The sequence below is a fragment of the Shimia haliotis genome (assembly GCF_900114415.1).
GTDB lineage: Bacteria > Pseudomonadota > Alphaproteobacteria > Rhodobacterales > Rhodobacteraceae > Shimia > Shimia haliotis.
On the sequence record NZ_FOSZ01000007.1, the window covers coordinates 105,390 to 129,362 of the forward strand.

Annotated in this window: 25 protein-coding genes; 8 read left to right on the plus strand and 17 right to left on the minus strand. The window is 58.9% G+C overall.

Going from position 1 to position 23,973, the window contains the following annotated elements; genetic code table 11:
- The 3 genes from BM069_RS15840 (at window position 1) to BM069_RS15850 (ending at window position 4,590) form a co-directional block, all read left to right on the plus strand.
- Entirely contained in the window at window positions 1-669 is a 669-nt protein-coding gene (locus BM069_RS15840) for an HdaA/DnaA family protein (protein ID WP_093325172.1), read from the plus strand.
- A gap of 135 nt (window positions 670-804) precedes the next feature.
- The gene (locus BM069_RS15845) at window positions 805-2,979 is read left to right on the plus strand and encodes an RNA degradosome polyphosphate kinase (protein ID WP_093325174.1); all 2,175 of its coding nucleotides are present in this window, start codon (window positions 805-807) and stop codon (window positions 2,977-2,979) included.
- 57 nt (window positions 2,980-3,036) lie between these two features.
- Window positions 3,037-4,590, plus strand: a complete 1,554-nt coding sequence (locus BM069_RS15850; protein ID WP_425288688.1) for a Ppx/GppA family phosphatase — start codon at window positions 3,037-3,039, stop codon at window positions 4,588-4,590.
- 30 nt (window positions 4,591-4,620) lie between these two features.
- On the opposite strand, the gene BM069_RS15855 is transcribed toward BM069_RS15850, so the two are convergent.
- Entirely contained in the window at window positions 4,621-4,998 is a 378-nt protein-coding gene (locus BM069_RS15855) for a hypothetical protein (RefSeq protein WP_093325177.1), read from the minus strand.
- 126 nt (window positions 4,999-5,124) lie between these two features.
- Here BM069_RS15855 and BM069_RS15860 point away from each other — a divergent pair, with 126 nt between their 5' ends.
- Window positions 5,125-6,027, plus strand: a complete 903-nt coding sequence (locus tag BM069_RS15860; protein ID WP_093325178.1) for a hypothetical protein — start codon at window positions 5,125-5,127, stop codon at window positions 6,025-6,027.
- A 15-nt stretch (window positions 6,028-6,042) separates the two neighbouring features.
- Here BM069_RS15860 and BM069_RS15865 read toward each other — a convergent pair whose 3' ends face one another.
- The 6 genes from BM069_RS15865 to BM069_RS15890 form a co-directional block, all read right to left on the minus strand.
- A complete protein-coding gene (locus tag BM069_RS15865; RefSeq protein ID WP_093325180.1) occupies window positions 6,043-7,056 on the minus strand; it encodes an endonuclease/exonuclease/phosphatase family protein in 1,014 nt (337 codons plus the stop codon).
- The gene (locus tag BM069_RS15870; RefSeq protein ID WP_093325181.1) at window positions 7,056-7,733 is read right to left on the minus strand and encodes a molecular chaperone DjiA; all 678 of its coding nucleotides are present in this window, start codon (window positions 7,731-7,733) and stop codon (window positions 7,056-7,058) included. Before BM069_RS15870 ends, BM069_RS15865 begins: the two co-directional genes overlap by 1 nt.
- Window positions 7,734-7,763: 30 nt before the next feature.
- Entirely contained in the window at window positions 7,764-8,243 is a 480-nt protein-coding gene (locus tag BM069_RS15875) for a GNAT family N-acetyltransferase (RefSeq protein WP_093325183.1), read from the minus strand.
- On the minus strand, window positions 8,240-8,848 hold the full coding sequence (locus BM069_RS15880) for a VOC family protein (RefSeq protein ID WP_093325184.1): 609 nt from the start codon (window positions 8,846-8,848) through the stop codon (window positions 8,240-8,242). Before BM069_RS15880 ends, BM069_RS15875 begins: the two co-directional genes overlap by 4 nt.
- Before the next feature lie 176 nt (window positions 8,849-9,024).
- Window positions 9,025-11,151, minus strand: coding sequence for a methylmalonyl-CoA mutase (gene scpA / locus BM069_RS15885; RefSeq protein ID WP_093325186.1), 2,127 nt, complete (start codon window positions 11,149-11,151; stop codon window positions 9,025-9,027).
- A 16-nt stretch (window positions 11,152-11,167) separates the two neighbouring features.
- Complete coding sequence (locus BM069_RS15890; RefSeq protein ID WP_093325187.1) at window positions 11,168-12,136, minus strand: hypothetical protein; 969 nt, start codon at window positions 12,134-12,136, stop codon at window positions 11,168-11,170.
- 111 nt (window positions 12,137-12,247) lie between these two features.
- Here BM069_RS15890 and BM069_RS15895 point away from each other — a divergent pair, with 111 nt between their 5' ends.
- Window positions 12,248-12,691 (plus strand): DUF4174 domain-containing protein, encoded by a 444-nt coding sequence (locus BM069_RS15895; RefSeq protein ID WP_093325189.1) that lies wholly within the window; start codon window positions 12,248-12,250, stop codon window positions 12,689-12,691.
- Between the two features lie 22 nt (window positions 12,692-12,713).
- Here the strand turns inward: BM069_RS15895 and BM069_RS15900 are convergent, their stop codons facing one another.
- The 9 genes from BM069_RS15900 to BM069_RS15935 all read right to left on the minus strand — a co-directional run bounded on the left by BM069_RS15900 (window position 12,714) and on the right by BM069_RS15935 (window position 20,009).
- Window positions 12,714-13,628, minus strand: coding sequence for an aldo/keto reductase (locus BM069_RS15900; protein WP_093325191.1), 915 nt, complete (start codon window positions 13,626-13,628; stop codon window positions 12,714-12,716).
- A 66-nt stretch (window positions 13,629-13,694) separates the two neighbouring features.
- Window positions 13,695-15,743 (minus strand): acetyl-CoA carboxylase biotin carboxylase subunit, encoded by a 2,049-nt coding sequence (locus BM069_RS15905; RefSeq protein ID WP_093325192.1) that lies wholly within the window; start codon window positions 15,741-15,743, stop codon window positions 13,695-13,697.
- Between the two features lie 146 nt (window positions 15,744-15,889).
- Window positions 15,890-16,093, minus strand: a complete 204-nt coding sequence (locus BM069_RS15910) for a hypothetical protein (RefSeq protein WP_093325194.1) — start codon at window positions 16,091-16,093, stop codon at window positions 15,890-15,892.
- A 313-nt stretch (window positions 16,094-16,406) separates the two neighbouring features.
- Window positions 16,407-16,772: a hypothetical protein gene (locus BM069_RS15915; protein WP_093325196.1), complete on the minus strand. Its 366-nt coding sequence runs from the start codon at window positions 16,770-16,772 to the stop codon at window positions 16,407-16,409.
- Window positions 16,773-16,862: 90 nt separating this feature from the next.
- Complete coding sequence (locus BM069_RS19855) at window positions 16,863-17,009, minus strand: hypothetical protein (RefSeq protein ID WP_170846765.1); 147 nt, start codon at window positions 17,007-17,009, stop codon at window positions 16,863-16,865.
- A gap of 202 nt (window positions 17,010-17,211) precedes the next feature.
- On the minus strand, window positions 17,212-17,622 hold the full coding sequence (locus BM069_RS15920) for a DUF6497 family protein (protein WP_093325197.1): 411 nt from the start codon (window positions 17,620-17,622) through the stop codon (window positions 17,212-17,214).
- Window positions 17,619-17,972: a hypothetical protein gene (locus BM069_RS15925; protein ID WP_093325199.1), complete on the minus strand. Its 354-nt coding sequence runs from the start codon at window positions 17,970-17,972 to the stop codon at window positions 17,619-17,621. Before BM069_RS15925 ends, BM069_RS15920 begins: the two co-directional genes overlap by 4 nt.
- Window positions 17,969-18,370, minus strand: a complete 402-nt coding sequence (locus BM069_RS15930; RefSeq protein WP_093325200.1) for a cupin domain-containing protein — start codon at window positions 18,368-18,370, stop codon at window positions 17,969-17,971. Before BM069_RS15930 ends, BM069_RS15925 begins: the two co-directional genes overlap by 4 nt.
- A gap of 106 nt (window positions 18,371-18,476) precedes the next feature.
- Window positions 18,477-20,009, minus strand: coding sequence for an acyl-CoA carboxylase subunit beta (locus BM069_RS15935; protein WP_093325202.1), 1,533 nt, complete (start codon window positions 20,007-20,009; stop codon window positions 18,477-18,479).
- Window positions 20,010-20,186: 177 nt separating this feature from the next.
- On the opposite strand from BM069_RS15935, the gene BM069_RS15940 reads away from it, so the two are divergent.
- From BM069_RS15940 to BM069_RS15950, 3 genes are all read left to right on the plus strand, one after another.
- Window positions 20,187-21,401, plus strand: a complete 1,215-nt coding sequence (locus BM069_RS15940) for a multidrug effflux MFS transporter (RefSeq protein WP_093325204.1) — start codon at window positions 20,187-20,189, stop codon at window positions 21,399-21,401.
- 95 nt (window positions 21,402-21,496) lie between these two features.
- The gene (locus BM069_RS15945) at window positions 21,497-22,897 is read left to right on the plus strand and encodes a helix-turn-helix domain-containing protein (RefSeq protein ID WP_093325205.1); all 1,401 of its coding nucleotides are present in this window, start codon (window positions 21,497-21,499) and stop codon (window positions 22,895-22,897) included.
- Complete coding sequence (locus BM069_RS15950; protein WP_093325207.1) at window positions 22,897-23,718, plus strand: alpha/beta hydrolase; 822 nt, start codon at window positions 22,897-22,899, stop codon at window positions 23,716-23,718. The genes BM069_RS15945 and BM069_RS15950 overlap by 1 nt, the downstream gene beginning before the upstream one ends.
- Here the strand turns inward: BM069_RS15950 and BM069_RS15955 are convergent.
- A complete protein-coding gene (locus BM069_RS15955; protein WP_093325276.1) occupies window positions 23,700-23,939 on the minus strand; it encodes an HP1242/YdcH family protein in 240 nt (79 codons plus the stop codon). The two genes, BM069_RS15950 and BM069_RS15955, sit on opposite strands and share 19 nt — an antisense overlap.
- Window positions 23,940-23,973 lie beyond the last annotated feature (34 nt).

Consider the following 23,973-nt stretch of genomic DNA (forward strand, 5'->3'; position numbering starts at 1 on the left):
ATGGCCAAACAACTGAACTTTGACCTGCCTGTCCGGGCAGCGCTGGGGCGTGAAGACTTCTTTGTCAGCCCAGCCAACGCGCTGGCGCTTGGCCTTGTGGACAGCTGGCCGAATTGGACAAGCGGCAAGCTGGTGATCTCCGGCCCCGCAGGCTCCGGCAAATCCCATCTTGTTCATGTTTGGGCCAAAGTTTCGGGCGCACGTATCGTCGCTGCCGCCGATCTGACCGAGGCTGATGTACCTGACCTTGCCCGCACGCCCGTGGCTGTTGAGGACGTGCACCTGATCCCGGACGATCCAGCCGCTCAAACAGCTCTGTTTCACCTGCACAATCTCACGCTTGCCGAAGGCAATACACTTCTGCTGACCGGCATCGGCGCCCCGCCCCAATGGGGCCTCTCTCTGCCCGACCTCCTCAGCCGTATGCAAGGTGCGCCCGTCGCCGTGATGGACGACCCGGACGACATGCTGTTGATGGCGGTCATGGCCAAACAATTTGGCGATCGCCAATTGATGCCCAGCCCAGACACGATGGCTTATCTGGTCAAGCATATGGATCGCTCATTCTCGGCCGCGGCGCTTGTGGTAAAAGCCCTCGACAACGTCAGCCTCAGCGAAAAGCGTCCGATCACACGCGCTTTGGCCAAACGCGTTCTCGAAGGCGAATAGAAGCGCGCGAACCTCCGTCCTCCATCTCTCAAAGTCCGTGTTGCTACGCGCCCGCGACACCACGTTCACTGGACCCCGCTCCCAAATCGCCGTAAAGTCATCTTCCTGTTACCTGCCAATGGGATGAGTGGAATTATGACCCAAGCTGACTTCCTTAAATCCGACTTCCCCGCCCCGACCGAAATGCCGCATCTGGACCTCACCGGCCCTGATCGCTTTCACAATCGGGAGATGAGTTGGCTCAGCTTCAACTGGCGGGTTCTGGAGGAATCGGAAAACGCACGCGTCCCTCTGCTTGAACGTTTGCGCTTTCTGTCCATCTCAGCCACCAACCTTGACGAATTTTACACCGTCCGCGTCGCGGGCCTGCGTGAACTCGCACGCGAGGGCAACGTGACCCCGGCACAGGATGGCCTGACGCCCGCAGAACAACTGGTCCTCATCAATGAGGACGCGCGCAACCTGCTTCAGGAACAGCAGCGTATGTACAACGTCCTGCGCCGTGAACTTGAAGACGCCAATATCCTTATTCTGGACCGTCACGACCTCTCAGAAGAAGACCGCAGTTTTCTCGCTGATGTCTTCCTGAACCGTGTCTTCCCCATCCTGTCGCCTCTGGCTATCGACCCTGCGCACCCCTTCCCGTTCATCCCCAATCTTGGCTATTCTCTCGCCTTGCAACTGGAACGCACCAAATCCAAACGTGTCTTGCACGCCTTGCTGCCGATCCCGCATCAGATTGAGCGCTTTGTGTTCCTGCCGTCTGAAGCCGGCACGCACCGCGCCCTGCCGCTGGAGGAACTGCTCCTTCTGCATCTCGATAGCCTGTTCCCAGGGTACAGGGAAAAAGGTCACTGCGCCTTCCGCGTTCTGCGCGACAGCGACCTTGAGGTCGAGGACGAAGCAGAAGATCTCGTGCGCGAATTCGAAGTAGCCTTGAAACGCCGCCGCCGCGGTGAAGTGGTGCGTATGAAGATCACCAAAGACGCGCCCTCAGCGCTTCGAACCTTGATCATGGACGAACTCGAAGTCAGCGATGACGAAGTGGTCGAAATCGACGGCATGATTGGCCTCGCGGATCTTTCCGAATTGGTGATCGACGAACGTCACGATCTGCTTTGGCCGACCTTCGCCCCCCGTGTGCCGGAACGTGTGCAGGATTTCGATGGCGACATGTTCGCCGCAATCAGCCAGAAAGACATGCTGCTACACCACCCCTATGAAACCTTCGACATGGTGGTGCGCTTCCTGCAACAGGCCGCGCGTGATCCCGATGTGGTCGCGATCAAGCAAACTCTTTATCGCACCTCCAAACGCTCCCCGATTGTCGAGGCGCTCTGCGAAGCCGCAGAGGACGGCAAATCCGTCACCGCGCTTGTTGAACTCAAGGCGCGCTTTGACGAAGCCGCCAACATTCGCCAATCCCGCCGTCTGGAGCGCTCCGGCGCGCATGTGGTTTACGGGTTCACCGATTGGAAAACCCACGCGAAAATTTCGACCGTTGTCCGCCGCGAGGGCGACCGGCTTGTGACCTACACCCACTATGGCACCGGCAACTACCACCCGATCACCGCAAAAATTTACACCGACCTCAGCTTTTTTACCTGCGACGCTGATCTGGGCCGTGATGCCACTAAGGTGTTCAACTATCTCTCCGGTTATGTGAAGCCTGAAAAGCTTGAGAACCTCGCCATCTCGCCGCACAATCTGAAATCCACGCTGATTGCCAAAATCGACGCCGAGATCGCCCATGCGGAGGCCGGCAAGCCCGCCGAAATCTGGGCAAAAATGAACTCCCTGATTGAACCCGAAGTCATCGATGCGTTGTATCGCGCGTCACAGTCAGGTGTGAAAATCAATCTCGTTATCCGCGGCATTTGCGGCCTGCGCCCGGGCGTCAAAGGCTTGTCAGAAAACATCCGAGTGAAATCCATCGTAGGACGTTTTCTCGAACACTCGCGCATTGTCTGCTTCGGCAACGGCGGGGGCCTGCCCTCCAAAAAGGCGCGGGTTTATATCTCCTCGGCGGACTGGATGGGCCGCAACCTCAACCGTCGCATCGAAACGCTCATCGAGGTCAAAAACAACACCGTGAAGGCGCAAATCGTTTCGCAGGTCATGGCGGCAAATTTGGCCGATGTGGCGCAAACATGGGTGATGAACCCGGACGGTACCTTCGATCGTTTGCCAATCCCCGAAGGGGCGTTTGCCTTTAACTGTCACAGGTTCTTCATGGAAAACCCATCGCTATCGGGGCGGGGATCCGCCGGCGCCTCTGATGTTCCCAAATTGACTCACACCGAAGATTGACCCAAACCGCACGGTGCCGCACATTGAGGCATCATTTCTTGGGGACGTCTTTTGGGGATGACTATGACGACCGACCTCACCGATCCAGTCGCACACGACAGTGGCCTTTTCGGCCGTCCCATCTTCGAAGATCCGGAGGCCCGCGCACTTAGCCGTGTAGGCGTTGTGGACGTGGGGTCAAACTCCGTCCGCCTTGTGGTTTTTGACGGCGCAGCGCGCAGCCCTGCATATTTCTACAATGAGAAAATCATGTGTGCTCTCGGCGCCGGTCTGGCTCAGACAGGACGGTTGAACCCCGAAGGCCGCAAACGCGCCCTCGCCGCCATTGCCCGCTTCCAACGCCTTGCTCAAGGCATGCGCCTTTATGGCGTCACTGCGGTTGCCACAGCGGCCGTGCGCGAAGCCGAAGACGGCCCCGATTTCTGCGAAGAGGTGCGCCGCGAAACCGGCGTGCACATCCACATCATCGACGGTCAGGAAGAGGCCCGCCTCTCCGCGCAAGGTGTATTGCTTGGCTGGCCCGGTGCCTACGGTCTGGTCTGCGATATCGGCGGCTCCTCTATGGAGCTGGCCGAGATCACCGACGGCGAGGTTGGCCGGCGCGTCACCTCGTCATTGGGTCCGCTGAAGCTGCGCGACGTCAAGGGTGGGAAAAAGGGACGCAAAGCGTTTATCAACGCCACACTGGATAAGCTGCACGAAGAGATGGGCCAACAGAAAAACCGCCTCTTTCTGGTTGGCGGCAGTTGGCGTGCCATTGCCCGCGTTGACATGCACCGCCGCGGCTACCCTCTGCACGTGCTGCATGAATACCGCATGTCAGCTTCAGCAGTCCAAAAGACCGCCAATTTCATCAAGGAACGGGACCTAACCGAGCTGCGTCAGGAATGCGGCATTTCCGCTTCGCGCATGGATCTTGTCCCACTGGCCATCGAAGTGCTCAAGGGCGTGCTGCGCCGCTTCAAACCCCGCGACATCGCCATAAGCTCTTACGGCATCCGAGAAGGCATGTTGTACGAGCAAATGCCTGACCATGTTCGCAGCCGCGATCCGCTGATCGAGGCCTGCCGTTTCGCAGAAGCCAAAGACGCCCGACTTCCCGGATTCGGCCGCTCGCTGTACAAATTTATCCTGCCCCTGTTCAAAACCGCCAACGAGGACAAAAAACGCCTTCTGAAGGCTGCTTGCCTCTTGCACGATGTCAATTGGCGCGCCCACCCCGACTACCGCGCAGAAACCTGTTTTGACACCACCACGCAGGCAAATCTTGGCGGATTGCGACATTCCGAGCGGGTGTTCATCGGTCTGTCCCTATTGCACCGCTATCGCAACCGGCGCGAAGGCACCCGTTTTGAAGACATCTATGAACTTATTGACGACAAAGCGAAAAAAGAGGCCGAAGTGCTGGGCAAGGCGATGCGGTTTGGCGCCATGCTCTGGATGCAGAACCGTGAAGACATGGGAGAGCTGTACTGGCGCCCCAAAAAGCGCGAACTGCATCTAAAGCTGCCACCGGCAACAGGCGCGCTGTATGGCGAAGTGGCCGAGGCCCGTTTCATGTCGCTTTGCCGCGCTCTGGAGGCCACCCCCAAGGTCAAAATCGGGAAATAGACTATTTACGAGCCGCAAACCCCGAAGGCGTTACAGCTCTACGCCTTCGGTCTTGTCCGCCTCGGGCTTTGCCATCTCTTCGGGCGTTTTCTTGCGCAAGATAATGTCGCCATTATCCAGCATCTCAGGCGCATGGTAGCTGCTCCAATCCTCGACCTTGCCGACGATCTCCGCCATTGCTGGCCCCATCTCCATCAGAAAATCCTGCATTTGTGGCCCCACCTGCGCCGCGAAGTCACGCATGCCCTCCAGAGCCGGCGCCATTTCCTTTTGCAACCCCTCGAAAAAAAGCCTTGCGCCCTCTTCCATTAGGCGCGTCCCCATATCCGGCGCGTCGTCCGGCGCAACCTCTTCAGCCCAAACTGGCCCCGCCGCCAAAGCGGCACACAAAATCACAACATGTCTCATAGTCAAAATATGATGTTCGACGGGCAAAGTTTCAATCGCCCTTTGACAGCAGCACACGCCTGAATTGCATAACCCGTACAATCCATGCCAAGGTTACATTTTTGTTAATGGTATTAAGGACGCGCTATGACCATCCAGAGTTTTATCGGTTCATCACTCGCCTTTTCTGTGGCTCTCGGCCTGTCATCGCCGGTGTTTGCTGACGACGCAGCCACTCAATCGGCGGACACGGAGGAAACCACCGTCGTCACATTCGGCAACATCGACAAACTCGCCTCAAAGACCTGCAAGGGGCTGCGAGAAGCCCAACCTTGCCAGATCGAAATGGCTGCAGACAGCAGCAACTGTCGAGTCCGTTTCAACGACATCCGCATCCAGACGACAGTGACCTACACAAATTGGGGCCGCAACGACTCCCATCAAGTGAACCATCATTGGACCGGCGACGCGTGTAGACCACGGTACTATTTCCCGATTTCAAACGATGTGCGCGGCGGCAACATCAATCTGCGCATCACATACGCTATGACAAACGGCCAAAACGGCACCGAGACAAAATCCCTTGCGATCACAGGCGAGAACCCAACCAAGGATCAAATCCGCGCCGAAATCAACAATCTGACCTATGCGGTTGTCTTTCATCATCTTTCCAATCTCGAACAGTTCAAAAACGGTCATCCCAAATTGACCCGCGGCTTTGGGGTCGGCGCCCTCTCCGCTCCAAACGCGAGCGACATCTGGAACTGGAAACGCGGCGTGACCTTGCGCAAAGCGGGTCTGGACATCGCCTTTTCCAATGCAAAAAATCATCCGGCCAACATGCGTAATTCCGGCTTTGCAAACCTGCCGGACTTCACGGAAGAACAGGTCAAGCTGCAAGCTCTTCAATACATCGTCGGTCAGGATTACTTCATCCCCAACGCCTCAGGAAACGGTTGGGTAGAAGCCAAACCACGCCGTCCCTTCGCCGACAAAATCGTACAAATCGAAAAGGACATTCAGGCCGGTAATCCGCCGAACGGCTGGTAAAGACGCCGCGCGAGGCTAGATGTCGATATCCAAAACCACCGGAAAGTGGTCACTGGCTTTCAACAAGGCCTCGCGCACCTCAGGCACCGCGTAACATCCGTGATCCTCAAACGGATGCCAGATCCGCCATTTCGGCCCCGCCGCCCGCAACCCTTCGGACACAAACACATAGTCCAATAGCGCCTGCAAATACCGCTCTTCATGAGCGATAAAGAAGCGCGCCGAACTCGGCTGCACGCCAAATCTCTGCCCCAAAGCCATCCGCGCGTGAGGATCAAACAACCGCTGCTGCGACCCCGTGCCCATGATGATCTCCACCGACGAGCGCCCGAACAGATCTTCATATTCGTCAAGCCCGGGCCCGTCGTTCAGATCACCCAAGACAATCAAATCCTCTCCCGCGCTCAGATGTCCCTCTATCCGCCGCCTGAGCCATATCGCCTGCGCCAACTGCTTGCGCCGGTTGGCGATCGACACCCGCATCACCTCGTCGCGCGTCTTCGCCCCATGCGGTGCCTTGGATTTCAAATGGGCGCCGATCATGCGCAACTCCCGCCCCGCTTTGGTGCGCAGCGCCAACTCCAACGGGGGCTTGGAAAACACCACCTGATCCTCGGTGGCATCCACATCCAGATCAATGCTGAAAACCCCATCAAACCGAGGGGCCAGCGCATCGGTATTATGCCCTACCGGATCATGGCGCGCCTCAAGCACATCAGGATCATACATCAACGCAATCTCTTGCTGCGTGTCGTTGGAAAACCCCATAGCCGCCGACCGCGCCCGCAGTCCGAACACATCGGCAAACTGCTCCAAAGCGGCCACCGTGCGTCGCACCCGCCCCTGATCCGGCGCTTCGATGACCATCACGGCATCCGCATCCAGTGCAGAAAACACCACACCCAGAGCCTCCGCCTGCTGCGCACGTGTCACATCTCGACGGGATGACCAGCCGTCATCCATCACCAATCGGTTGGAGGCATCAAACAGCGAAGAAAACCATTCCACGTTATACGCGGCAATCCGCATCACGCGGCCTCGTTGATCTGTTCCCAGGCACGGTTCACATCAATCATGCGTTTCTCGGCCAATTTGATCGCCTCTTCAGGCACACCGCGCGCGATCATGGCATCCGGATGTGTCTCACGCACAAGCTGTCGCCACGCCTTGCGGATCTCGGCCTTGTCCATTTCCGGCGTCACGCCAAGTACCGTATAGGGGTCCGCCTCCGCATTTGGCACAAACCGCGACCGCATAGTGACAAAACACCGTTCCTCAACCCCGAGAATTTCGGCCACCCGCATCAGAAAGGCATCCTCATTGGGGTGATACTCCCCATCAGCCACCGCAATGTGAAACAGGCCCTCCATAAGGTCGTCCGGCGCCGTCCTGTTGGCGCCAAAAAGGCCCGCAATACGCGAGGCATACTCCTCAAATCCCGCCACATCCTGCCGTGCCATATTGAACACCTTGGCGGCATTTGGCTCGTCCTCTGGCGCAATCTGAAACACCTCCCGAAACGCCGTGACTTCATCTCGTGTCACAAGGCCATCGGCCTTCGCCATTTTTGCGCCCAAGGCAATCACCGCAATGGTAAAGGCCACAGACCGCTCCGGCGGGGCGCGCAAATGCTCAAAAACCGTGGACAAAGGCTCACCTTTGCTCAGCGACTCCAACGCTTGGGAAATTCGGGTCCAAATCGACATGACGTCACCTTAGCCTTTGCCTATGCCGCATCACAGCAATTTCTGCATTAACACAAGATCCATGCGGCGCCCGAATTTCTGCCCGACCTCGGGCATCCGGCCAACCTCGACAAATCCCATTTTCTTGTGAAACGCCGCCCCCGTGGCGTTCTCACCGCTGATGCCACCCACCAACACATGCATCTTTGCTGCCCTTGCGCGGGCTTCCAGTTCGGTCAACACCTGTTGTCCCACTCCCTGCCCCCGTGCCGACGGCGCAAGATGGATAGTATACTCAACCGTCTGCGCGTATCCGGGACCGCCACGGAACTGAAAGTAGGTGGCAAAACCAACAACTTCGCCACCGCTCTCCGCCACCACAAACGCGTCCCCGCGTGCGGCAAACTCTGCCTCAAGCGCGGTCGCACTTTTCTCAGTGGTGGTAAAGGTCGACACACCCTCGCGAATTTCGCCGTTCCAGATCGCCGCCACAGCTTCCGCATCAGCGCGACGCGCAGTACGAACAATCATTCCAGAACCCGAGCTCCATGCGCAGTTTCAAACGTGGCCCGCAACGCCGCAGCCCCCTCGACATAGACAACCCGCGCATCGCCAAGCCCAACTCGCTCCCGCAGCGCCACCGCCTCTGGGTGGGCCACTTCCAACCGCATCAAGCGACAACCCGACGGCGTCAAAAGACTCGCCGGCGTGGGCGAGACGTCCCATTGCATCAACGCCGGAAAGCAATCGTCATTGGGCAGAATGCCGCTCTCCGGCACCGCCATCCGCCAGCGCAGATCGCCGCGTTGCAACGCAACCGGCGCCCCAACATCCGCACCAAAGGCGGCCACGTCCGCCACCAGATCATCGCTACGGCAAATCCAGTTTCCAAGGCGCGGTGCCCCCTCAAAGCGGTCCAAATCAAACCACCGCGCATAGGGCAACTCCGGCGCCTCTGGATCGATTGCAATCGCCTCTAGATAAAGCCCCTCATCAAGGCCAAGCAATTGATTGTGCGTTCCAAAATGCGCGTGCTGCCCACCGGCCAACATCCGCACGCCCAGCGCGTCCTCAATATGCGCCACCGCCGCTTCAAGGCTCTCACCTGCAACCGCCAGATGATCCAGTTCCAACATGGCCGACTCCCTCGTGTTTCACGGCTCAGAAAACCTCAAAGCCCGCGCCGCCACAACGGCAAAGTCCACGCAACAGACGCCAAGAAAAAGGGACGCCAAAGCGCCCCTTTCCTATTGCCCTAAATACCTTGGGGGAGTCGCAGCCCGCTGCGACGGGGGCAAAGCCCCTTTACGCCCTACCCCCGCGCCGCGCGGATCAGTTTCAGAATGTCCTGCGCCGCCTCAGGAATGTTGGTGCCTGGGCCAAAGATCGCCTTCACGCCTGCTTTTTGCAGGAACTCATAATCCTGCTGCGGAATGACCCCACCACAGATCACGATGATATCCTCGGCATCCTTGGCTTTCAGCGCCTCAATCAACTGCGGTGCCAATGTCTTGTGCCCTGCGGCCTGCGAGGAAATCCCCACCACATGCACGTCATTGTCCACCGCATCCTGCGCCGCTTCATCCGGCGTCTGGAACAGCGGGCCTACATCGACGTCAAAGCCGATGTCGGCAAATGCTGTCGCGATCACCTTGGCGCCACGGTCATGGCCGTCCTGCCCCATCTTCACCACAAGCAAGCGCGGGCGACGGCCCTCTTCCTCGGCAAAGTCTTCGATGGATTTCTGAATGGCGGCAAAACCTTCGTCACCTTCATAGGCCGCGCCGTATACACCGGCCAAAGTCTTCACCTCTGCGCGGTGACGCCCGAATTCCTTCTCCATCGCCATGCTGATCTCTCCCACAGACGCCCGCGCCCGCGCCGCCTCCACTGCGGCGGCCAACAGGTTGCCGCCCTCTTTTGCCACCTTCGTCAGGTTGTCCAAGGCCGCCTCACAGGCTGCACCGTCCCTCTCGGCACGGATGCTCTCAAGCCGCGCAATCTGACTCTCGCGGACGGCGACGTTGTCCACATCGAGAATGTCGATCGGGTCTTCCTGCTCTTTGCGATATTTGTTCACGCCAACGATGACTTCGTCACCCTTGTCGATCATCGCCTGACGGGTCGCGGCACTTTCCTCGATGCGCAGCTTCGGCATACCCGAAGCCACAGCCTTGGTCATACCACCCATCTCCTCAACCTCTTCCATCAGCGCCCAGGCTTTCTGGATCAGATCATCGGTCAGCGCCTCAACATAGTAGGAGCCCGCCAGCGGGTCGACCACATTGGTCACGCCAGTCTCTTCCTGAAGCACCAGCTGCGTATTCCGCGCAATCCGTGCCGAGAAATCCGTCGGCAAGGCAATCGCCTCATCCAACGCGTTGGTGTGCAACGATTGCGTACCACCCAGAACCGCAGACATCGCTTCATAGGCGGTGCGGATCACGTTGTTGTAGGGATCTTGCTCCTGCAAGCTCACGCCCGAGGTCTGACAATGGGTCCGAAGCATCTTGGAGCGTTCGTTTTTCGCGCCAAACTCGGTCATCACCTTGTGCCACAGGAACCGCGCCGCACGCAGCTTCGCCGCTTCCATGAAGAAGTTCATGCCAATCGCAAAGAAGAAGCTCAGACGACCGGCAAACTTGTCGACATCCATGCCCGCATTCATCGCCGCGCGCACATACTCACGACCATCCGCCAACGTATAGGCCAGCTCCTGCACAAGGTTCGCACCCGCTTCCTGCATGTGATAGCCGGAGATCGAGATCGAGTTGAACTTTGGCATCTCGTTGGATGTGTACTCGATGATGTCCGAGATGATCCGCATCGACGGCTCAGGCGGGTAAATATAGGTATTGCGCACCATGAACTCTTTCAGAATGTCGTTCTGAATGGTCCCTGCCAGCAGCGCCTTGTCGTGCCCCTGCTCTTCGCCTGCGACGATGAAGTTCGCCAAAATCGGAATAACCGCCCCGTTCATGGTCATCGACACCGACACCTTGTCAAGCGGAATGCCGTCAAACAGGATTTTCATGTCCTCGACTGAGTCAATCGCCACGCCGGCTTTGCCCACGTCACCCACCACGCGCTCGTGGTCAGAATCGTAGCCACGGTGCGTCGCCAGATCGAACGCCACCGACACGCCCTGCTGACCGGCGGCCAGATTGCGGCGGTAAAACGCGTTGGATTCTTCTGCGGTGGAAAACCCCGCATACTGACGGATCGTCCACGGACGGCCCGCATACATCGTCGCCTTGGGGCCGCGGGTGAACGGGCCAAAACCCGGCAGCGATCCCATATGATCCAGCCCCTGCGTATCCGCTTCGGTATAAAGCGGTTTGACGTCGATGCCCTCCAGCGTGTTCCACGTCAGGTCTTCCAAAGGACGCCCGCGCAGTTCTTTCTCCGCCAGCTCTTCCCACTTCTTGGTATCGCTCATCGCAATGTCCCTCTTTCTAGTCCCTCGGCTCAGCACCCGCGAACGACGGCTGTCGCAGCGGCGTCTGCTCCTCAATCAAATAGGCAAGCCCCTCCGCCCCGGACCGCAACCAAGCCAGATCCGAAGCGTAAACCGCCCGCAATGTCTCTACCTGCATGGCGTTGAACGGTTGCCACCGTCCGTTGCCCTCAGGCAGACTTTCCTCGTCTTCATACCGGTCCAGCAGGGTCTCGCGCAGCGCATCCAGATGCGGCACCTGCGGCGTCACGCCCACACGCAACGGCGTTGGCGCATCAAAGCGCCCGCCCACAGCAAATTCCACCACGTCGTCAGGTTTTTCCCCGACACGTTCAAACGGCGCGACAAGAAATTCAGCATCCGGCACCGCCGCCGCAATATCCGTGATCACCCGCCGCCAACTGCGCGGTTGCGTCACCAGTCGATCCAACTCCGATTGCAACGGCACAGGAAAACCGTTCTGCACCGTATGCGCGAGCGCCGCCGCCCAATAGTCCTCGAGTGCGCGGATGTTTATGAGCACACGCGACACGCGCCCGTCAAAGGCATGTGCCATACGCGCCATTTTTTCACCTGCCGCGGGATACAACCGTTCGGTCGCGACGTTGCCACACAACCCGCCAATCATGCCCGGATCACAAACCAGCAATTCCTTTACGCGGGCGCGTTCATACATCGCGCACCGCAGCCTTACGCGGCCCGCCCCGCGCATCCGTCGCCGTTCAACACCATTCAGCCCCGACCGCAATGTCAGCCCGTCAAAAAGCCCCTTGCGTGTGTCCGTCATTGTCCAGACCGCCAGCCCGCGGTTGCGCAGGGCCCGCCGGTTGCGGTCTAAATAATACGTCAACGAAGTCACACCCGTCAGATGCGCCCCCACGTGCAAAATCACGTCCATGTCGCCATGCACCTCTTTGGTGGCCGGCCGCACAGGGGCGATCGGCGTAGTCTCCATCCCCTGCATCATGGTCCGACACCGGTGCATTTGCGGTTAATCACGCGAATTTTGCCGACCCGCGCATCAAAGAAGGTCGTATTGCAGCCAAAAGCGCTTATATTGCCTCTGACAGGAGACACCATGAAACACCGCTTAGCCTTTGTTCTGACAAGCTTTCTGGCCGTTCTGACGGCGCCGGTTCTTGCGGCCGAGGACACGCCGTCCGACGCATTGATCCAGCCCGCATCCGAGGTCGATCTGGAGGAATTTCTTTGGCTCAACCGTCCGCTGGTGGTGCTTGCGGACACAGACCGCGACCCGCGTTTCGTTGAACAAATGGCACTGATCGAGAAACGCGCGTCCGAACTGGTGGAACGCGACGTGGTGGTCATCACTGACACTGATCCCGCCAATGTGTCTTCGGTGCGCAAACAGCTGCGCCCGCGCGGCTTCATGCTTGCGCTGATCGGCAAGGACGGCATCACATATTTCCGCAAACCCTTCCCGTGGGATGTGCGGGAAATCTCAGCCTCCATCGACAAAATGCCAATGCGCCAACAGGAAATCCGCGACCGCCGCAACTGATGCCTATGTCCGCTTGCGTTTGTCATGGCATCGCCGCACCGCGCGCGGCCACCAGAATGTCATACCAATCCTGACGACTGAGTTGCACGTCATAGGCACGCGCGGAGTCCTTGATGCGCGCCACGTTCTGCGTACCAATCAAAGCAAACACATTTGCCGGATGCGTCAGCACCCAGGCCAGCGCCACATGATCCACGCCCACGCCTTCACGCGTCGCAATGCTCTCCAGCACCGCCAGAACCCGCGCCTCCTGCGTGCCTGCCTCGGGCTTATGCGCCGACGTCAAACGCCCGCCACCCAATGGCGACCACGCCATCACCGCCAGCTCCAGTTCCTGCGCAATATCCAACGTACCGTCTTCCAGCGGCGCAATCGCAAGCGGCGAAAACTCCGGCTGAGTCGCCACCAGAGGAAAATCCAGTTTGCTCTGCAGCGCCCGCACTTGCGTATGGGTGAAATTGCTCACCCCGGCTTCGCGGATTTTGCCGTCTTCCTGCAACGTGGTCAGCGCCAACGCCACCTCTTCAAAGGACGCCAGAAAATCCGGTCGATGGATCAGGAAAACATCGATAGCATCGGTCTTCAGCCGCGCCAGCGATGCCTCGCAGCTCTCAATAAGATTTGACGCGCGGCTGTCATACGGCACGGGCGGATGTATCCCCGCCTTGGTCACAAGAACCGTCTGTTCCCGCAAACTCGGCTGAGCGGCATACACCTCTCCCAACACCGCCTCTGCGGCACCGAACCCCTGCTGGCCAAACCCATAGATTGCTGCTGTGTCGAGCATATTCGCGCCAATCTCCAGCGCAGCCTCCACCTTCGCCGTCGCTTCGGAGACAGTAGATCCGGCAAACCGCCAGCACCCATAGGCCAACCGTCCGGCCTCAAAGGGGCCGATCCGTCCTGTTCTGGAAAAATGAAGCGTGTCGGCAGACATGGAATGTCCCAGTCGCAGCAAAAAGGAGGTGCCCGGCGTTGCCGCCGGGCTGGTTTTCTTATCGGATCATTCGAATTCCATGATCACATCGTCCACCGCGAGACTGTCACCAGCCGCTGCGTTGATCTTCGTGACCACAGTTGTCTTCTCGGCCCGCAGGATGTTTTCCATCTTCATGGCTTCCACCGTGCACAGCGCCTGACCTTCCTGAACCGTATCGCCGACTTCCACGTCGACCTTCACGATCAGGCCTGGCATTGGACACAACAGCATTTTCGATGTATCCGGCGCGACCTTCTCGGGCATCAGCTTGGCCAGTTCCGCCTGACGCGGGCTGCGCACATGCACGTTCAAATCAGCGCCGCGCGAGCGAATACGGAAACCGCCCGAGACTTTGCCAACCTTCAGCACCAGAGTCTCGCCACCCACTTTCAGGGTCGCCAGTTGATCACCCGGGGTCCAGTCAGAGCTCACCCGCAGCTTCTCGCCATCGGCAAACTTGATCGTAGAACCTTTCTTGTCGGCCTTCACTTTCACAGGGAACTCTTCGCCTTGAAGCGTCACAACCCACTTTTTGCCAACACGGCGCTCATGGTTGTCCATGCGGCCAGACACACGGGTGCGACGGATTTCCGCAACTCGATACATCGCCGCCGACGCCGCCGCGATCTTGCGAAGCGCGCCTTCCGGCAAGGTGACACCCTCAAAGCCGTCGGGGTATTCTTCCTCGATAAAGGCTGTTGTCATCTCGCCCGAGATAAACTTGGGGTGGTCCATCACCGCCGCAACAAACGGCAAGTTGTGACCGATACCTTCCAGTTCAAACCCGTCCAGCGCAGTGCGCATCGCCTCGACCGCTTCATCGCGTGTCGGTGCCCAGGTGCAAAGCTTGGCAATCATCGGATCGTAATACATGCTGATCTCGCCGCCTTCATAAACGCCGGTATCGTTGCGCACTGCGAAGTCCTTGCCGGTCTTCGCGTCATCCGCCCATTTGCCATTGTCCTGCATCGGGCCCGCCGCGATTTCCGCCGGCGGGCGATAGCGCGTCAAACGGCCGATCGACGGCAGGAAGTTGCGATAGGGATCTTCCGCATAGACACGGTTCTCAATCGCCCATCCGTTGATGCCCACGTCCTCTTGTGTGATCGACAGCGGCTCACCATTGGCGACGCGGATCATCTGCTCCACAAGGTCCACACCGGTGATCAGCTCTGTCACAGGGTGTTCCACCTGAAGGCGCGTGTTCATCTCAAGGAAGTAGAAGTTTTTGTCGCCATCCACGATGAATTCCACGGTACCCGCCGAGGCATAGCCCACGGCCTTGGCCAGCGCGACAGACTGCTCGCCCATTGCCTTGCGGGTGGCTTCATCCAAAAACGGGCTTGGCGCTTCCTCAACCACTTTCTGGTTCCGGCGTTGGATCGAACACTCCCGCTCGTTCAGATAAATGCCGTTGCCATGCGCGTCGCACAGCACCTGAATTTCGATGTGGCGTGGCTGTGTCACGAACTTCTCGATGAAGATACGGTCATCGCCAAAGCTGTTCGCGGCTTCGTTCTTGGACGACTGGAAACCCTCGCGCGCCTCCTGATCATTCCACGCGATCCGCATGCCCTTGCCGCCGCCACCGGCGGAGGCCTTGATCATCACAGGATAGCCGATCTCGTTCGAAATCTTGACCGCCTCGTCTGCGTCCTCAATCAGGCCCATATAGCCCGGAACCGTGGAAACTTCGGCCTCCTGCGCGATTTTCTTGGAGGTAATCTTGTCCCCCATCTTTTCGATCGCACCTACCGGCGGTCCTACGAAGGCGACGCCCTCGGCGGCCAACGCCTCCGCGAACTTCGCGTTCTCCGACAGGAAACCGTAACCCGGATGCACCGCTTGAGCGCCCGATTTCTTGATGGCATCCATGACCTTGTCGATCACGATATAGGACTGGTTCGCGGGCGGCGGGCCGATGTGAATGGCCTCATCCGCCATCTGCACATGCAGCGCCTGCTTGTCGGCATCCGAGTAAATCGCAACCGTCTTGATACCCATTTTGCGGGCAGTCTTGATCACGCGACAAGCGATTTCGCCTCGGTTTGCTATCAGGATCTTATCGAACATCTTATCGTCCTTCTTGGTCTTGGCCTGCGGTGTGATCCACAGTCATTGGCAACAAAAAAGCCACCGCCGCGCTGCCGCGCGTCGATGGCTTGTGTTCTTCGGTTGACGGTCGGGCCGTCAGGAAATTCTTACGGGCCGCAGCCCGTTCAGCACCTGGTAGAGAATTCTTTACAATAGATGACGTTGGCCGCACTGCCGACAATGGCGCCAGCGGCAAGGTTGCCGCCAACCACTGCTGCTGTCGCGGTGCCCGCGCCCGCGCCGATGAGGGCCTGTTCGCCGAAAGTGTCGCCGCAGGCCGAAAGCCCCGTGAACGCCACAAGTGAGATGATGCAGGTGAGTTTCCGCATTTGCCTGTTCCTTCCGCTCGTCCGGTCTTTGTGACCGGTTCACTATCCATTGTGCAACAGTGTTCCACCCCCGCACAAGTCATAGTACCGGCCCCGCATTCAGCGGGCAAAAAGACGGGTGATCCTGCAGGGACGCCGCAGAACCACCCGAAAGGGGAAGGGTAACGGAATACACTGTTACAGGAGCCAACCGCAGCGGGTTTCCGCTCCATGGAAGTGAGCATGGCACAGTCCGCGCGCAGCTCAATTAACAGATTTGTAACCTCTGCCGAATGAGCATTTTTCCGCCCTTTCAGGATATGTGTCGGCGAAATCACGCCCATTCCTCTCCGTTGCCATTGAACGCATCCGGAAAGGACACCTGCGCCACATCTACGTTGATGCGCAACAGCGCGTCATAGCTGGCCGGATCAAAAGGTTCCTCCGCAGGCACCACTTCGCGGCCAAACAGCCAACTCAGCCGCCCCGCGTCCAGATTTCCGCGCTCAAAGGGCTCTTCGCCAAACTGTTCCCACAGGGCCTGCATGAACCCCGCATCCGCACGGCGATCCGGCGGACGACGATCGCGAAACCGCTCACGCTGGGTGAGAGGCGTGGCGCCTTTGGGATTGGCGCGGCGGATTACAAACTGGAAATCGGTGCCGGGTAGTCGACCGGGGAAGCCGCGATGTTTGATCATAGCACGCCTCCTTTCTGCAAAGGGGCGCTTGATCGCGCGGTTACTGGGTGGACAGGCCGCGCGGCCTGTCCAAATCTTGCGTAACGACTGTTACTTGTATTTGCCGGTGTAGGCCGGCTCGGTCGAAATGGGCTCGGGTTCAACAACCACGTACTCTTCAACCGGTGCGGTGTCTGCGCATGCTGCGACAACGGCAACAAGGCCAACGGCCAGGAATGCTTTGATGCTCTTGGACATCTCTGTCTCCACGTTTTGTTTTCATATTGAACAGGACGTTTTTGTCCTGCCTGCCTCAAGGCCGCACGAATGCGACACGCCGAGATCATAGCGGATTCAGTAGCAAAAAGATATAGATAGCAGGCACAGCTAAAGCGCTGTGGCGGCAAAGTCGCAAAATCCCGCTTATGGCTCGTTGCTGCCGCAAGATATTGTGGTGTCATCAGAAACCCTCCCAAATACAGGAACCGTTTTCCACGGCAAAGGCTTCGAAAAACTGCGTCGCCAGCGTGGTGGTGACGCCAAATTCGGTCTCACGGTCTGCCATAGAGATGATCACCTGATCCACCTCTTTGCCTTCAATGGCAAGGTATGGCACCGCCACCCCGATGCAGAGATGCTCGAAGTCATCGACGATCTCGGCGAACTCCACCCCTTGCCGTATCAACGGCATCACATAGCGAAACCGCGCCACTTCGGTGTTGTCCTGTCGGGTCTCAAACAGGATTTCCTGCAAGTGGATGTCGTTTCCGGAAGGCACGGCCGGTGTCTCCTCCAAGGCCCCGGCCGTGGTCGCGCCCCAAAGGGTCCCTCCAAACGCGACGAATGCTGTGAATGCGGCGCGGCGGATCATGCGACCGCCCTCCCGCGATTTGCGTAACGCACCCAGCGGGCGCGGCACGCGGGGTTGTCCAGAACCTCCTGAATGGCGGCCTCAACGTGACCCTTGGCAAACCGGCCCTCGACCTGACCGCCTGCGGTCACGTGCAGCCCGCCCTCTTGGCGGCGAACCTCAACTGCGGGCGCAAAGCCGCGCAATCCCTGCAACGCCCGCCACATATCCTGCCGCACCTGATGCGCCATCGCCGCCCGCGCGCCATCCGGCAATACCGTGGATGCGGACACGTCAAACCGCGCTGTTGCCAATCGGCTCAGCGTCAGTGTGTCCCCATCACGCGTGATATGCCAGCGGGCTTTGGTCACTCCGGCGCATCCTCGTCGCTTGTCTCAAACTCAGCGGGGCTGATGATCTCGATCAGCTCCAGATCATCGGAATGGCGCACCTCACGGTGCTTGATCCCCGGCGGCTGCAACACGCACGATCCCTCGCGCAGCACATGCTCGCCCTGCCCTTCATATTCAAACACCACCCAGCCTTTGGTCACATAGACCAACTGGAACTCAAGCTCATGGGAATGCCACGCCGCAGGGCTCTCCATACCCGGCACCGCTCGAATGACATGCGCGCCGAACTTGCCGGACGTGGCGTTTTGAATGCCAAGATCGCGATATTCAAAAAACGGACGCAACCCTTTGCCGACAAAGGCAGAGCTGTCGGCATGAGAAACGGTGAAAGCTTGGTTTTCCCAAAGCTGCGTCATTTGTGGTTCCCTCTCGATCCGGTGGGCCGCGGCCGTCTGGGTGGGCGCATCGCGCCCGCCATGGGGCGGGCGGGCGCGGCCCGCCGCTGACGCGACGGGCAAAGTTTTACAACGGAATGTTGTCGTGCTTCTTCCACGGGTTCTCGAGCTTCTTATTGCGAAGGCTCGCGAACGCACGGCTCACGCGCTTGCGTGTGCTTTGCGGCATGATCACCTCGTCGATAAAGCCCCTCTCAGCCGCCACAAACGGCGTCGCAAACCGCTCTTCATAGTCCTGCGTGTGGGCCGCGATCTTCTCGGCGTTACCAAGGTCCGCACGGTGGATGATCTCGGTTGCGCCTTTCGCGCCCATCACCGCGATCTCCGCAGTCGGCCACGCATAGTTGAAATCACCACGCAGGTGCTTAGACGCCATCACGTCATAAGCGCCACCATAGGCTTTGCGCGTGATCACTGTCACTTTCGGCACGGTTGCTTCGCCATAAGCAAACAACAGCTTCGCACCGTGCTTGATCACGCCACCATACTCCTGGCTTGTCCCAGGCAAGAAGCCAGGCACGTCCACCAATGTCAGGATCGGAATTTCAAAACAGTCGCAGAAGCGCACAAACCGCGCCGCTTTGCGCGAGCTGTCAATGTCCAGACACCCGGCCAGAACCATCGGCTGGTTCGCCACAATACCCACGGTCTGCCCTTCCAGACGGATGAAACCGATCAGGATGTTCTTGGCGTAATCTTCCTGAATTTCATAGAAATCGCCTTCGTCCGCGACCTTCGCGATCAGCTCTTTCATATCATACGGCGTGTTCGGGTTTTCCGGCACCAGCGTATCAAGGCTCGACTCAAGCCGGCCTGGCTCGTCAAAGAACGGGCGCACAGGCGGCTTTTCGCGGTTGTTGAGCGGCAGGAAGTCCACCAGACGGCGCACTTCGGCCAAGGCCTCAACATCGTTCTCAAACGCTCCATCCGCGACCGAGGATTTCTTGGTGTGGGTCGAAGCACCACCCAGTTCTTCGGCGGTCACAACCTCATTGGTCACAGTCTTCACCACGTCGGGACCGGTCACGAACATATAGGACGTGTCTTTCACCATAAAGATGAAGTCGGTCATCGCGGGCGAATACACGGCACCACCGGCACAGGGGCCCATGATCACGGAAATCTGCGGCACCACGCCCGAGGCCATGATATTGCGTTGGAACACTTCCGCGTAGCCGGCCAGCGAGTCGACGCCTTCCTGAATACGCGCACCACCCGAGTCGTTCAGACCGATAATCGGCGCGCCATTCTGGATCGCCATATCCTGAATTTTGCAAATTTTCTGCGCATGGGTTTCCGACAAGGATCCACCAAAAACGGTGAAGTCCTGAGAGAACACATAGACCATACGACCGTTGATCGTACCCCAGCCCGTGATCACACCGTCACCTGCAGGCTTTTGATTTTCCATGCCAAATTCTGTGCAGCGATGGGTTTTGAACATGTCAAACTCTTCGAAACTGCCCTCATCAAGCAACAGCTCAATGCGTTCCCGCGCCGTCAGCTTGCCCTTGGCGTGCTGACTGTCGATGCGGCGCTGACCACCTCCCAGACGGGCGGTTTCACGGCGTTCTTCAAGTTGATGGAGGATATCTTTCATAGCAGGACCCCTGTAATTTGAGGCTGACCATAGACCTGCATGCTGCACTGCAAAAGGATTTTCCCGCAAATTTGCAAAACCGCCTCACGTCAAGCTGAGTAAATTGCAAATTAGCAAATATTTTACAGTTTAATCACCCCATGGACATTTGCCCCACGCACCCCTACCTCTTACAATATGAATGATCATTCACCGTCAAAATTTCTGGACCGCTCCACCCCGCCCAACATCGCCACGCTGATCCTGCTGGCAGGTGTTTCGGCGCTGTGCATGAACATCTTCCTGCCCAGCCTGCCGTCGATGACGGAATACTTCGACACGGATTACGGCGTGATGCAGTTGTCGATTGCTGTCTATTTGGCCGTGAACGCGGTGCTTCAAATTGTGGTGGGGCCAATCTCTGACAAGTTCGGACGCCGCCCGGTGATCCTGTGGGGTCTGGTAATCTTTCTCGTGGCCACCATAGGCTGTATCTACGCCCCCAATGCCGCTATTTTCCTGACTTTCCGCATGCTTCAAGCCGCCGTGGTCGTCGCGATGGTGCTGTCACGCGCGGTGGTGCGCGATATGGTTCCCGCCGATCAGGCCGCCTCGATGATCGGCTATGTCACAATGGGCATGACAGTTGTGCCCATGCTTGGCCCCGCGCTCGGCGGCGTGCTCGACCAATACTTCGGATGGCAAGCCTCATTCTGGATGCTTTTCTTTGCGGGCCTCGCGGTGCTGTGGCTCACGTGGCGCGACCTTGGCGAAACCAAGTCGTCCTCCGGCTTGTCTTTGGCACAGCAATTCCGCGAATACCCCGAGCTCCTGCTCAGCCCGCGTTTCTGGGGCTTCTCGCTTGCCAACGGTTTCACCTCCGGTGCCTTCTTCGCCTACCTCGGCGGCGCGCCCTTTGTGGCCACAGAACTTTTCGGCATGACCTCTGCAGAGATGGGCATCTATTTCGGTGCGCCTGCGGTCGGCTATTTCATCGGCAACTTCCTCTCGGGCCGATACTCCGCCCGCTTTGGCGTCAACCATATGGTGCTCGCAGGTTGTGCGATCTGCGGCATGGGTGTCGCAATCTCGCTGACCACATTCTTGTCGGGCAACGGATCGGCAGAGGTCTTTTTCGGCTTCATGACACTGGTTGGCATCGGCAACGGCTTGGCAATTCCGAATGCCACCGCAGGCGCCCTTTCAGTGCGCCCTCACCTCGCCGGCACAGCATCGGGCCTCACAGGCGCGATCATGATCGGCGGCGGGGCCGCGCTCTCAGCCCTCGCTGGCGCCCTGCTCAGCGCCGAGACTGGCGCCTTCCCGCTCCTGATCCTGATGCTAGCCACCAGCCTCTCAGGGCTCTGCGCAATTCTTCTGGTTATCCGTCGCGAAAAACAGCTCGGCCTCTGACGAGAGGCAAGACCATTCGCCGCAGTCCGCCACCCCCCCCTAGCGCGGGACACTTTGCAAAGTTATCTTTGCATCTATGCAAGGGGGAGGATTCTATGCCGACGCAGAAACTCTACGCAGGCGCAAAACTTCGCGAAATCCGCACACGGCTTGACCTGACGCAAAAAGACTTCGCCCAGAAACTCGGGGTCTCTCTGCCCTATTTGAACCAGATGGAAAACAACAACCGTCCGGTCTCAACCACGGTTGTGCTCGCCCTCGCACAGGAATTCGGCCTTGATGTAACCGAACTGTCCGCCGGAGACAGCGAACGCCTCGTGAGCGACATGCGCGAGGCTCTTGCCGATCCGGTTCTGGCCGAAGTCTCCGCCCCGCTTGCCGACCTGCGACTGACCGCGTCAAACGCCCCCGCTCTGGCCCGCGCGTTTCTAGAGTTGCACCGCGCATACCGCCAAACCCACGAGCGCCTTGCCTCACTGGATGAGGCCCTCGGTCGCTCCGACGTTCAGGCTCAGGCCAGTCCGTGGGACGAGGTGCGCGACTTCTTCCACTATTGCGACAACTACATCGACGCGGTTGACCGCGCTGCTGAACACTTCGCCAGTTCTGCCGCGGAAAAGGGCGGCATCCGCGCCGCCGCCATTGCCGCGCTTCAGGCCCGCGGCATCACCGTGGCCTTCACCGACATCGACGCCCTGCGCGACTTCGACGCCAAAGGCCAAACCCTGCAAATCTCGCGCTACGCCCAACCCGAAACCCAAACCTTCCAACTCTTGCTGCAAGTCGCTCTTTTGCAAAGCGACAAACTCTTGGAAGCCACCCTCGATTTCGCCCGCTTCCAAACCGACGCCGCGCGCTCTATCGCCAAGATCGGCCTCGCCAACTACTTCGCAGGCGCGGCCCTTATGCCATACAGTGAGTTTCTTGCCACAGCGCATGAGACCCGCCACGATCTCGAACTTCTGTCCAACCGTTTTGGCGCGTCGATTGAGCAGGTCGCACACCGGCTCTCCACCCTGCAACGCCCCGGAAACAAAGGAATTCCTTTTTTCTTTGTGCGCGTCGATCAGGCCGGCACCATCACCAAACGTCACTCCGCCACCCGCCTGCAATTCGCCCGCTTCGGCGGCGCTTGCCCGCTCTGGAACGTCCATCGGGCCTTTGAAACGCCAGGCCATTTCCTGCGCCAACTCGCCGAAACCCCTGACGGCGTGCGCTACATTTCACTGGCCCGCGATGTGTCCAAATCCGGCGGCCACTTCGGCGCGCCGGTGCGTCGCTACGCCATCGCCTTGGGCTGTGAAATCCGCCACGCCGACGCACTGGTCTATGCTGACCACATGGAACTGGACAACCCACAAGCCTTTGAACCCATTGGCATCTCCTGTCGCATCTGCGAGCGCGCCGACTGCCACCAGCGCTCTGTACCACCGCTGGAACGCCGCCTGACCATCAATGAAAACGCCCGTGGGGTTTTGCCATACGAGGTCGGCTGATGCGCCTCGCTTTCCGCCTCTTGTCGCTGACCATCATGCTGGCCTTTGCCGCAGTGACACTGGCGGGGCCAGCCGAACGCGTGATCCTCTACCCGTTTGACAGCACCCAAGTCAGCCCGACCGACGCAGGTCTTCCGCAAATCACAGAGCACCAACTGGCAGTTGGTGACAGCACCATCATCATCTGGACCGCGCCGCCGCGCAACGGCAAGCCTGTGATCTTTTATCTGCATGGCAATGCGGGCAATCTCGCCAATCGCGCTGGCCGGTTCCGCCGTTTCACAGAACGCGGATATGGCCTCATTGCGCTGGCTTACCCCGGCAGCAGCGGCAGCACAGGAACCCCGTCCGAGGCCAGCCTCACACAAGTCGCAGCCTTGGTCTGGAGTGCGCAGAAATCACTCCTGCCTAATCATCGGTTCAACACGGTCATATATGGAGAAAGCCTCGGCACCGCCGTTTCACTGCACCTCACCTCAATCGCGCCCACGCCCCCAACAGCCATAGCCCTCGAGGCCCCGTTCACATCCATTCCCGCCATGGCGGACCATCACTACCCCGGCACCGGAGAGCTGGCAAAACGTCTGCAAAATCAATGGGACAGCCTCACCGCCGCCAAATCCGTCACCGTGCCCCTGTTTATCATTCACGGCACCAACGACACGCTGATCCCCATAGAAATGGGGCGGCAAATCCACGCTGCCGCCCCGTCCAGTTCAAAACAATTTCTCGCGGTGAAAGGCGCCGGTCACACCGACCTCTGGCGCTCAGACACCCTGCCAAAGCTCTACGCCTTTATCGATCAATTCGCTTTCAGATAGGCGTAGATCTCGTCTTTCAGAGCCCCGCGCCGCTTGCGCAAATCCACCTCGGACAACTCTTCGCGTGGCGCCACATTGGTCTCCGCCGCGTGCACCTTGCGGTTCAGCTCGTGATACTCGCCCGCCATCTTCGCAAAATGCGCATCATCGACTTTCAGCGTGCTCATCTTTTCGACGAATTCCGGGAATTCTTCGGCCAGCTCATGGGGTGTGTTCGCCATTTTTTTGCGCTCCTCTGCAAATGTCACAAGGAGA

Bases quoted from the DNA above. Each gene is read 5' to 3' on its own strand.
- BM069_RS15840 (WP_093325172.1), top strand. From the start codon at position 1: ATGGCCAAACAACTGAACTTTGACCTGCCTGTCCGGGCAGCGCTGGGG.
- BM069_RS15845 (WP_093325174.1), top strand. From the start codon at position 805: ATGACCCAAGCTGACTTCCTTAAATCCGACTTCCCCGCCCCGACCGAA.
- BM069_RS15850 (WP_425288688.1), top strand. From the start codon at position 3,037: ATGACTATGACGACCGACCTCACCGATCCAGTCGCACACGACAGTGGC.
- BM069_RS15855 (WP_093325177.1), bottom strand. From the start codon at position 4,998: ATGAGACATGTTGTGATTTTGTGTGCCGCTTTGGCGGCGGGGCCAGTT.
- BM069_RS15860 (WP_093325178.1), top strand. From the start codon at position 5,125: ATGACCATCCAGAGTTTTATCGGTTCATCACTCGCCTTTTCTGTGGCT.
- BM069_RS15865 (WP_093325180.1), bottom strand. From the start codon at position 7,056: ATGCGGATTGCCGCGTATAACGTGGAATGGTTTTCTTCGCTGTTTGAT.
- BM069_RS15870 (WP_093325181.1), bottom strand. From the start codon at position 7,733: ATGTCGATTTGGACCCGAATTTCCCAAGCGTTGGAGTCGCTGAGCAAA.
- BM069_RS15875 (WP_093325183.1), bottom strand. From the start codon at position 8,243: ATGATTGTTCGTACTGCGCGTCGCGCTGATGCGGAAGCTGTGGCGGCG.
- BM069_RS15880 (WP_093325184.1), bottom strand. From the start codon at position 8,848: ATGTTGGAACTGGATCATCTGGCGGTTGCAGGTGAGAGCCTTGAAGCG.
- scpA (WP_093325186.1), bottom strand. From the start codon at position 11,151: ATGAGCGATACCAAGAAGTGGGAAGAGCTGGCGGAGAAAGAACTGCGC.
- BM069_RS15890 (WP_093325187.1), bottom strand. From the start codon at position 12,136: ATGATGCAGGGGATGGAGACTACGCCGATCGCCCCTGTGCGGCCGGCC.
- BM069_RS15895 (WP_093325189.1), top strand. From the start codon at position 12,248: ATGAAACACCGCTTAGCCTTTGTTCTGACAAGCTTTCTGGCCGTTCTG.
- BM069_RS15900 (WP_093325191.1), bottom strand. From the start codon at position 13,628: ATGTCTGCCGACACGCTTCATTTTTCCAGAACAGGACGGATCGGCCCC.
- BM069_RS15905 (WP_093325192.1), bottom strand. From the start codon at position 15,743: ATGTTCGATAAGATCCTGATAGCAAACCGAGGCGAAATCGCTTGTCGC.
- BM069_RS15910 (WP_093325194.1), bottom strand. From the start codon at position 16,093: ATGCGGAAACTCACCTGCATCATCTCACTTGTGGCGTTCACGGGGCTT.
- BM069_RS15915 (WP_093325196.1), bottom strand. From the start codon at position 16,772: ATGATCAAACATCGCGGCTTCCCCGGTCGACTACCCGGCACCGATTTC.
- BM069_RS19855 (WP_170846765.1), bottom strand. From the start codon at position 17,009: ATGTCCAAGAGCATCAAAGCATTCCTGGCCGTTGGCCTTGTTGCCGTT.
- BM069_RS15920 (WP_093325197.1), bottom strand. From the start codon at position 17,622: ATGATCCGCCGCGCCGCATTCACAGCATTCGTCGCGTTTGGAGGGACC.
- BM069_RS15930 (WP_093325200.1), bottom strand. From the start codon at position 18,370: ATGACGCAGCTTTGGGAAAACCAAGCTTTCACCGTTTCTCATGCCGAC.
- BM069_RS15935 (WP_093325202.1), bottom strand. From the start codon at position 20,009: ATGAAAGATATCCTCCATCAACTTGAAGAACGCCGTGAAACCGCCCGT.
- BM069_RS15940 (WP_093325204.1), top strand. From the start codon at position 20,187: ATGAATGATCATTCACCGTCAAAATTTCTGGACCGCTCCACCCCGCCC.
- BM069_RS15945 (WP_093325205.1), top strand. From the start codon at position 21,497: ATGCCGACGCAGAAACTCTACGCAGGCGCAAAACTTCGCGAAATCCGC.
- BM069_RS15950 (WP_093325207.1), top strand. From the start codon at position 22,897: ATGCGCCTCGCTTTCCGCCTCTTGTCGCTGACCATCATGCTGGCCTTT.
- BM069_RS15955 (WP_093325276.1), bottom strand. From the start codon at position 23,939: ATGGCGAACACACCCCATGAGCTGGCCGAAGAATTCCCGGAATTCGTC.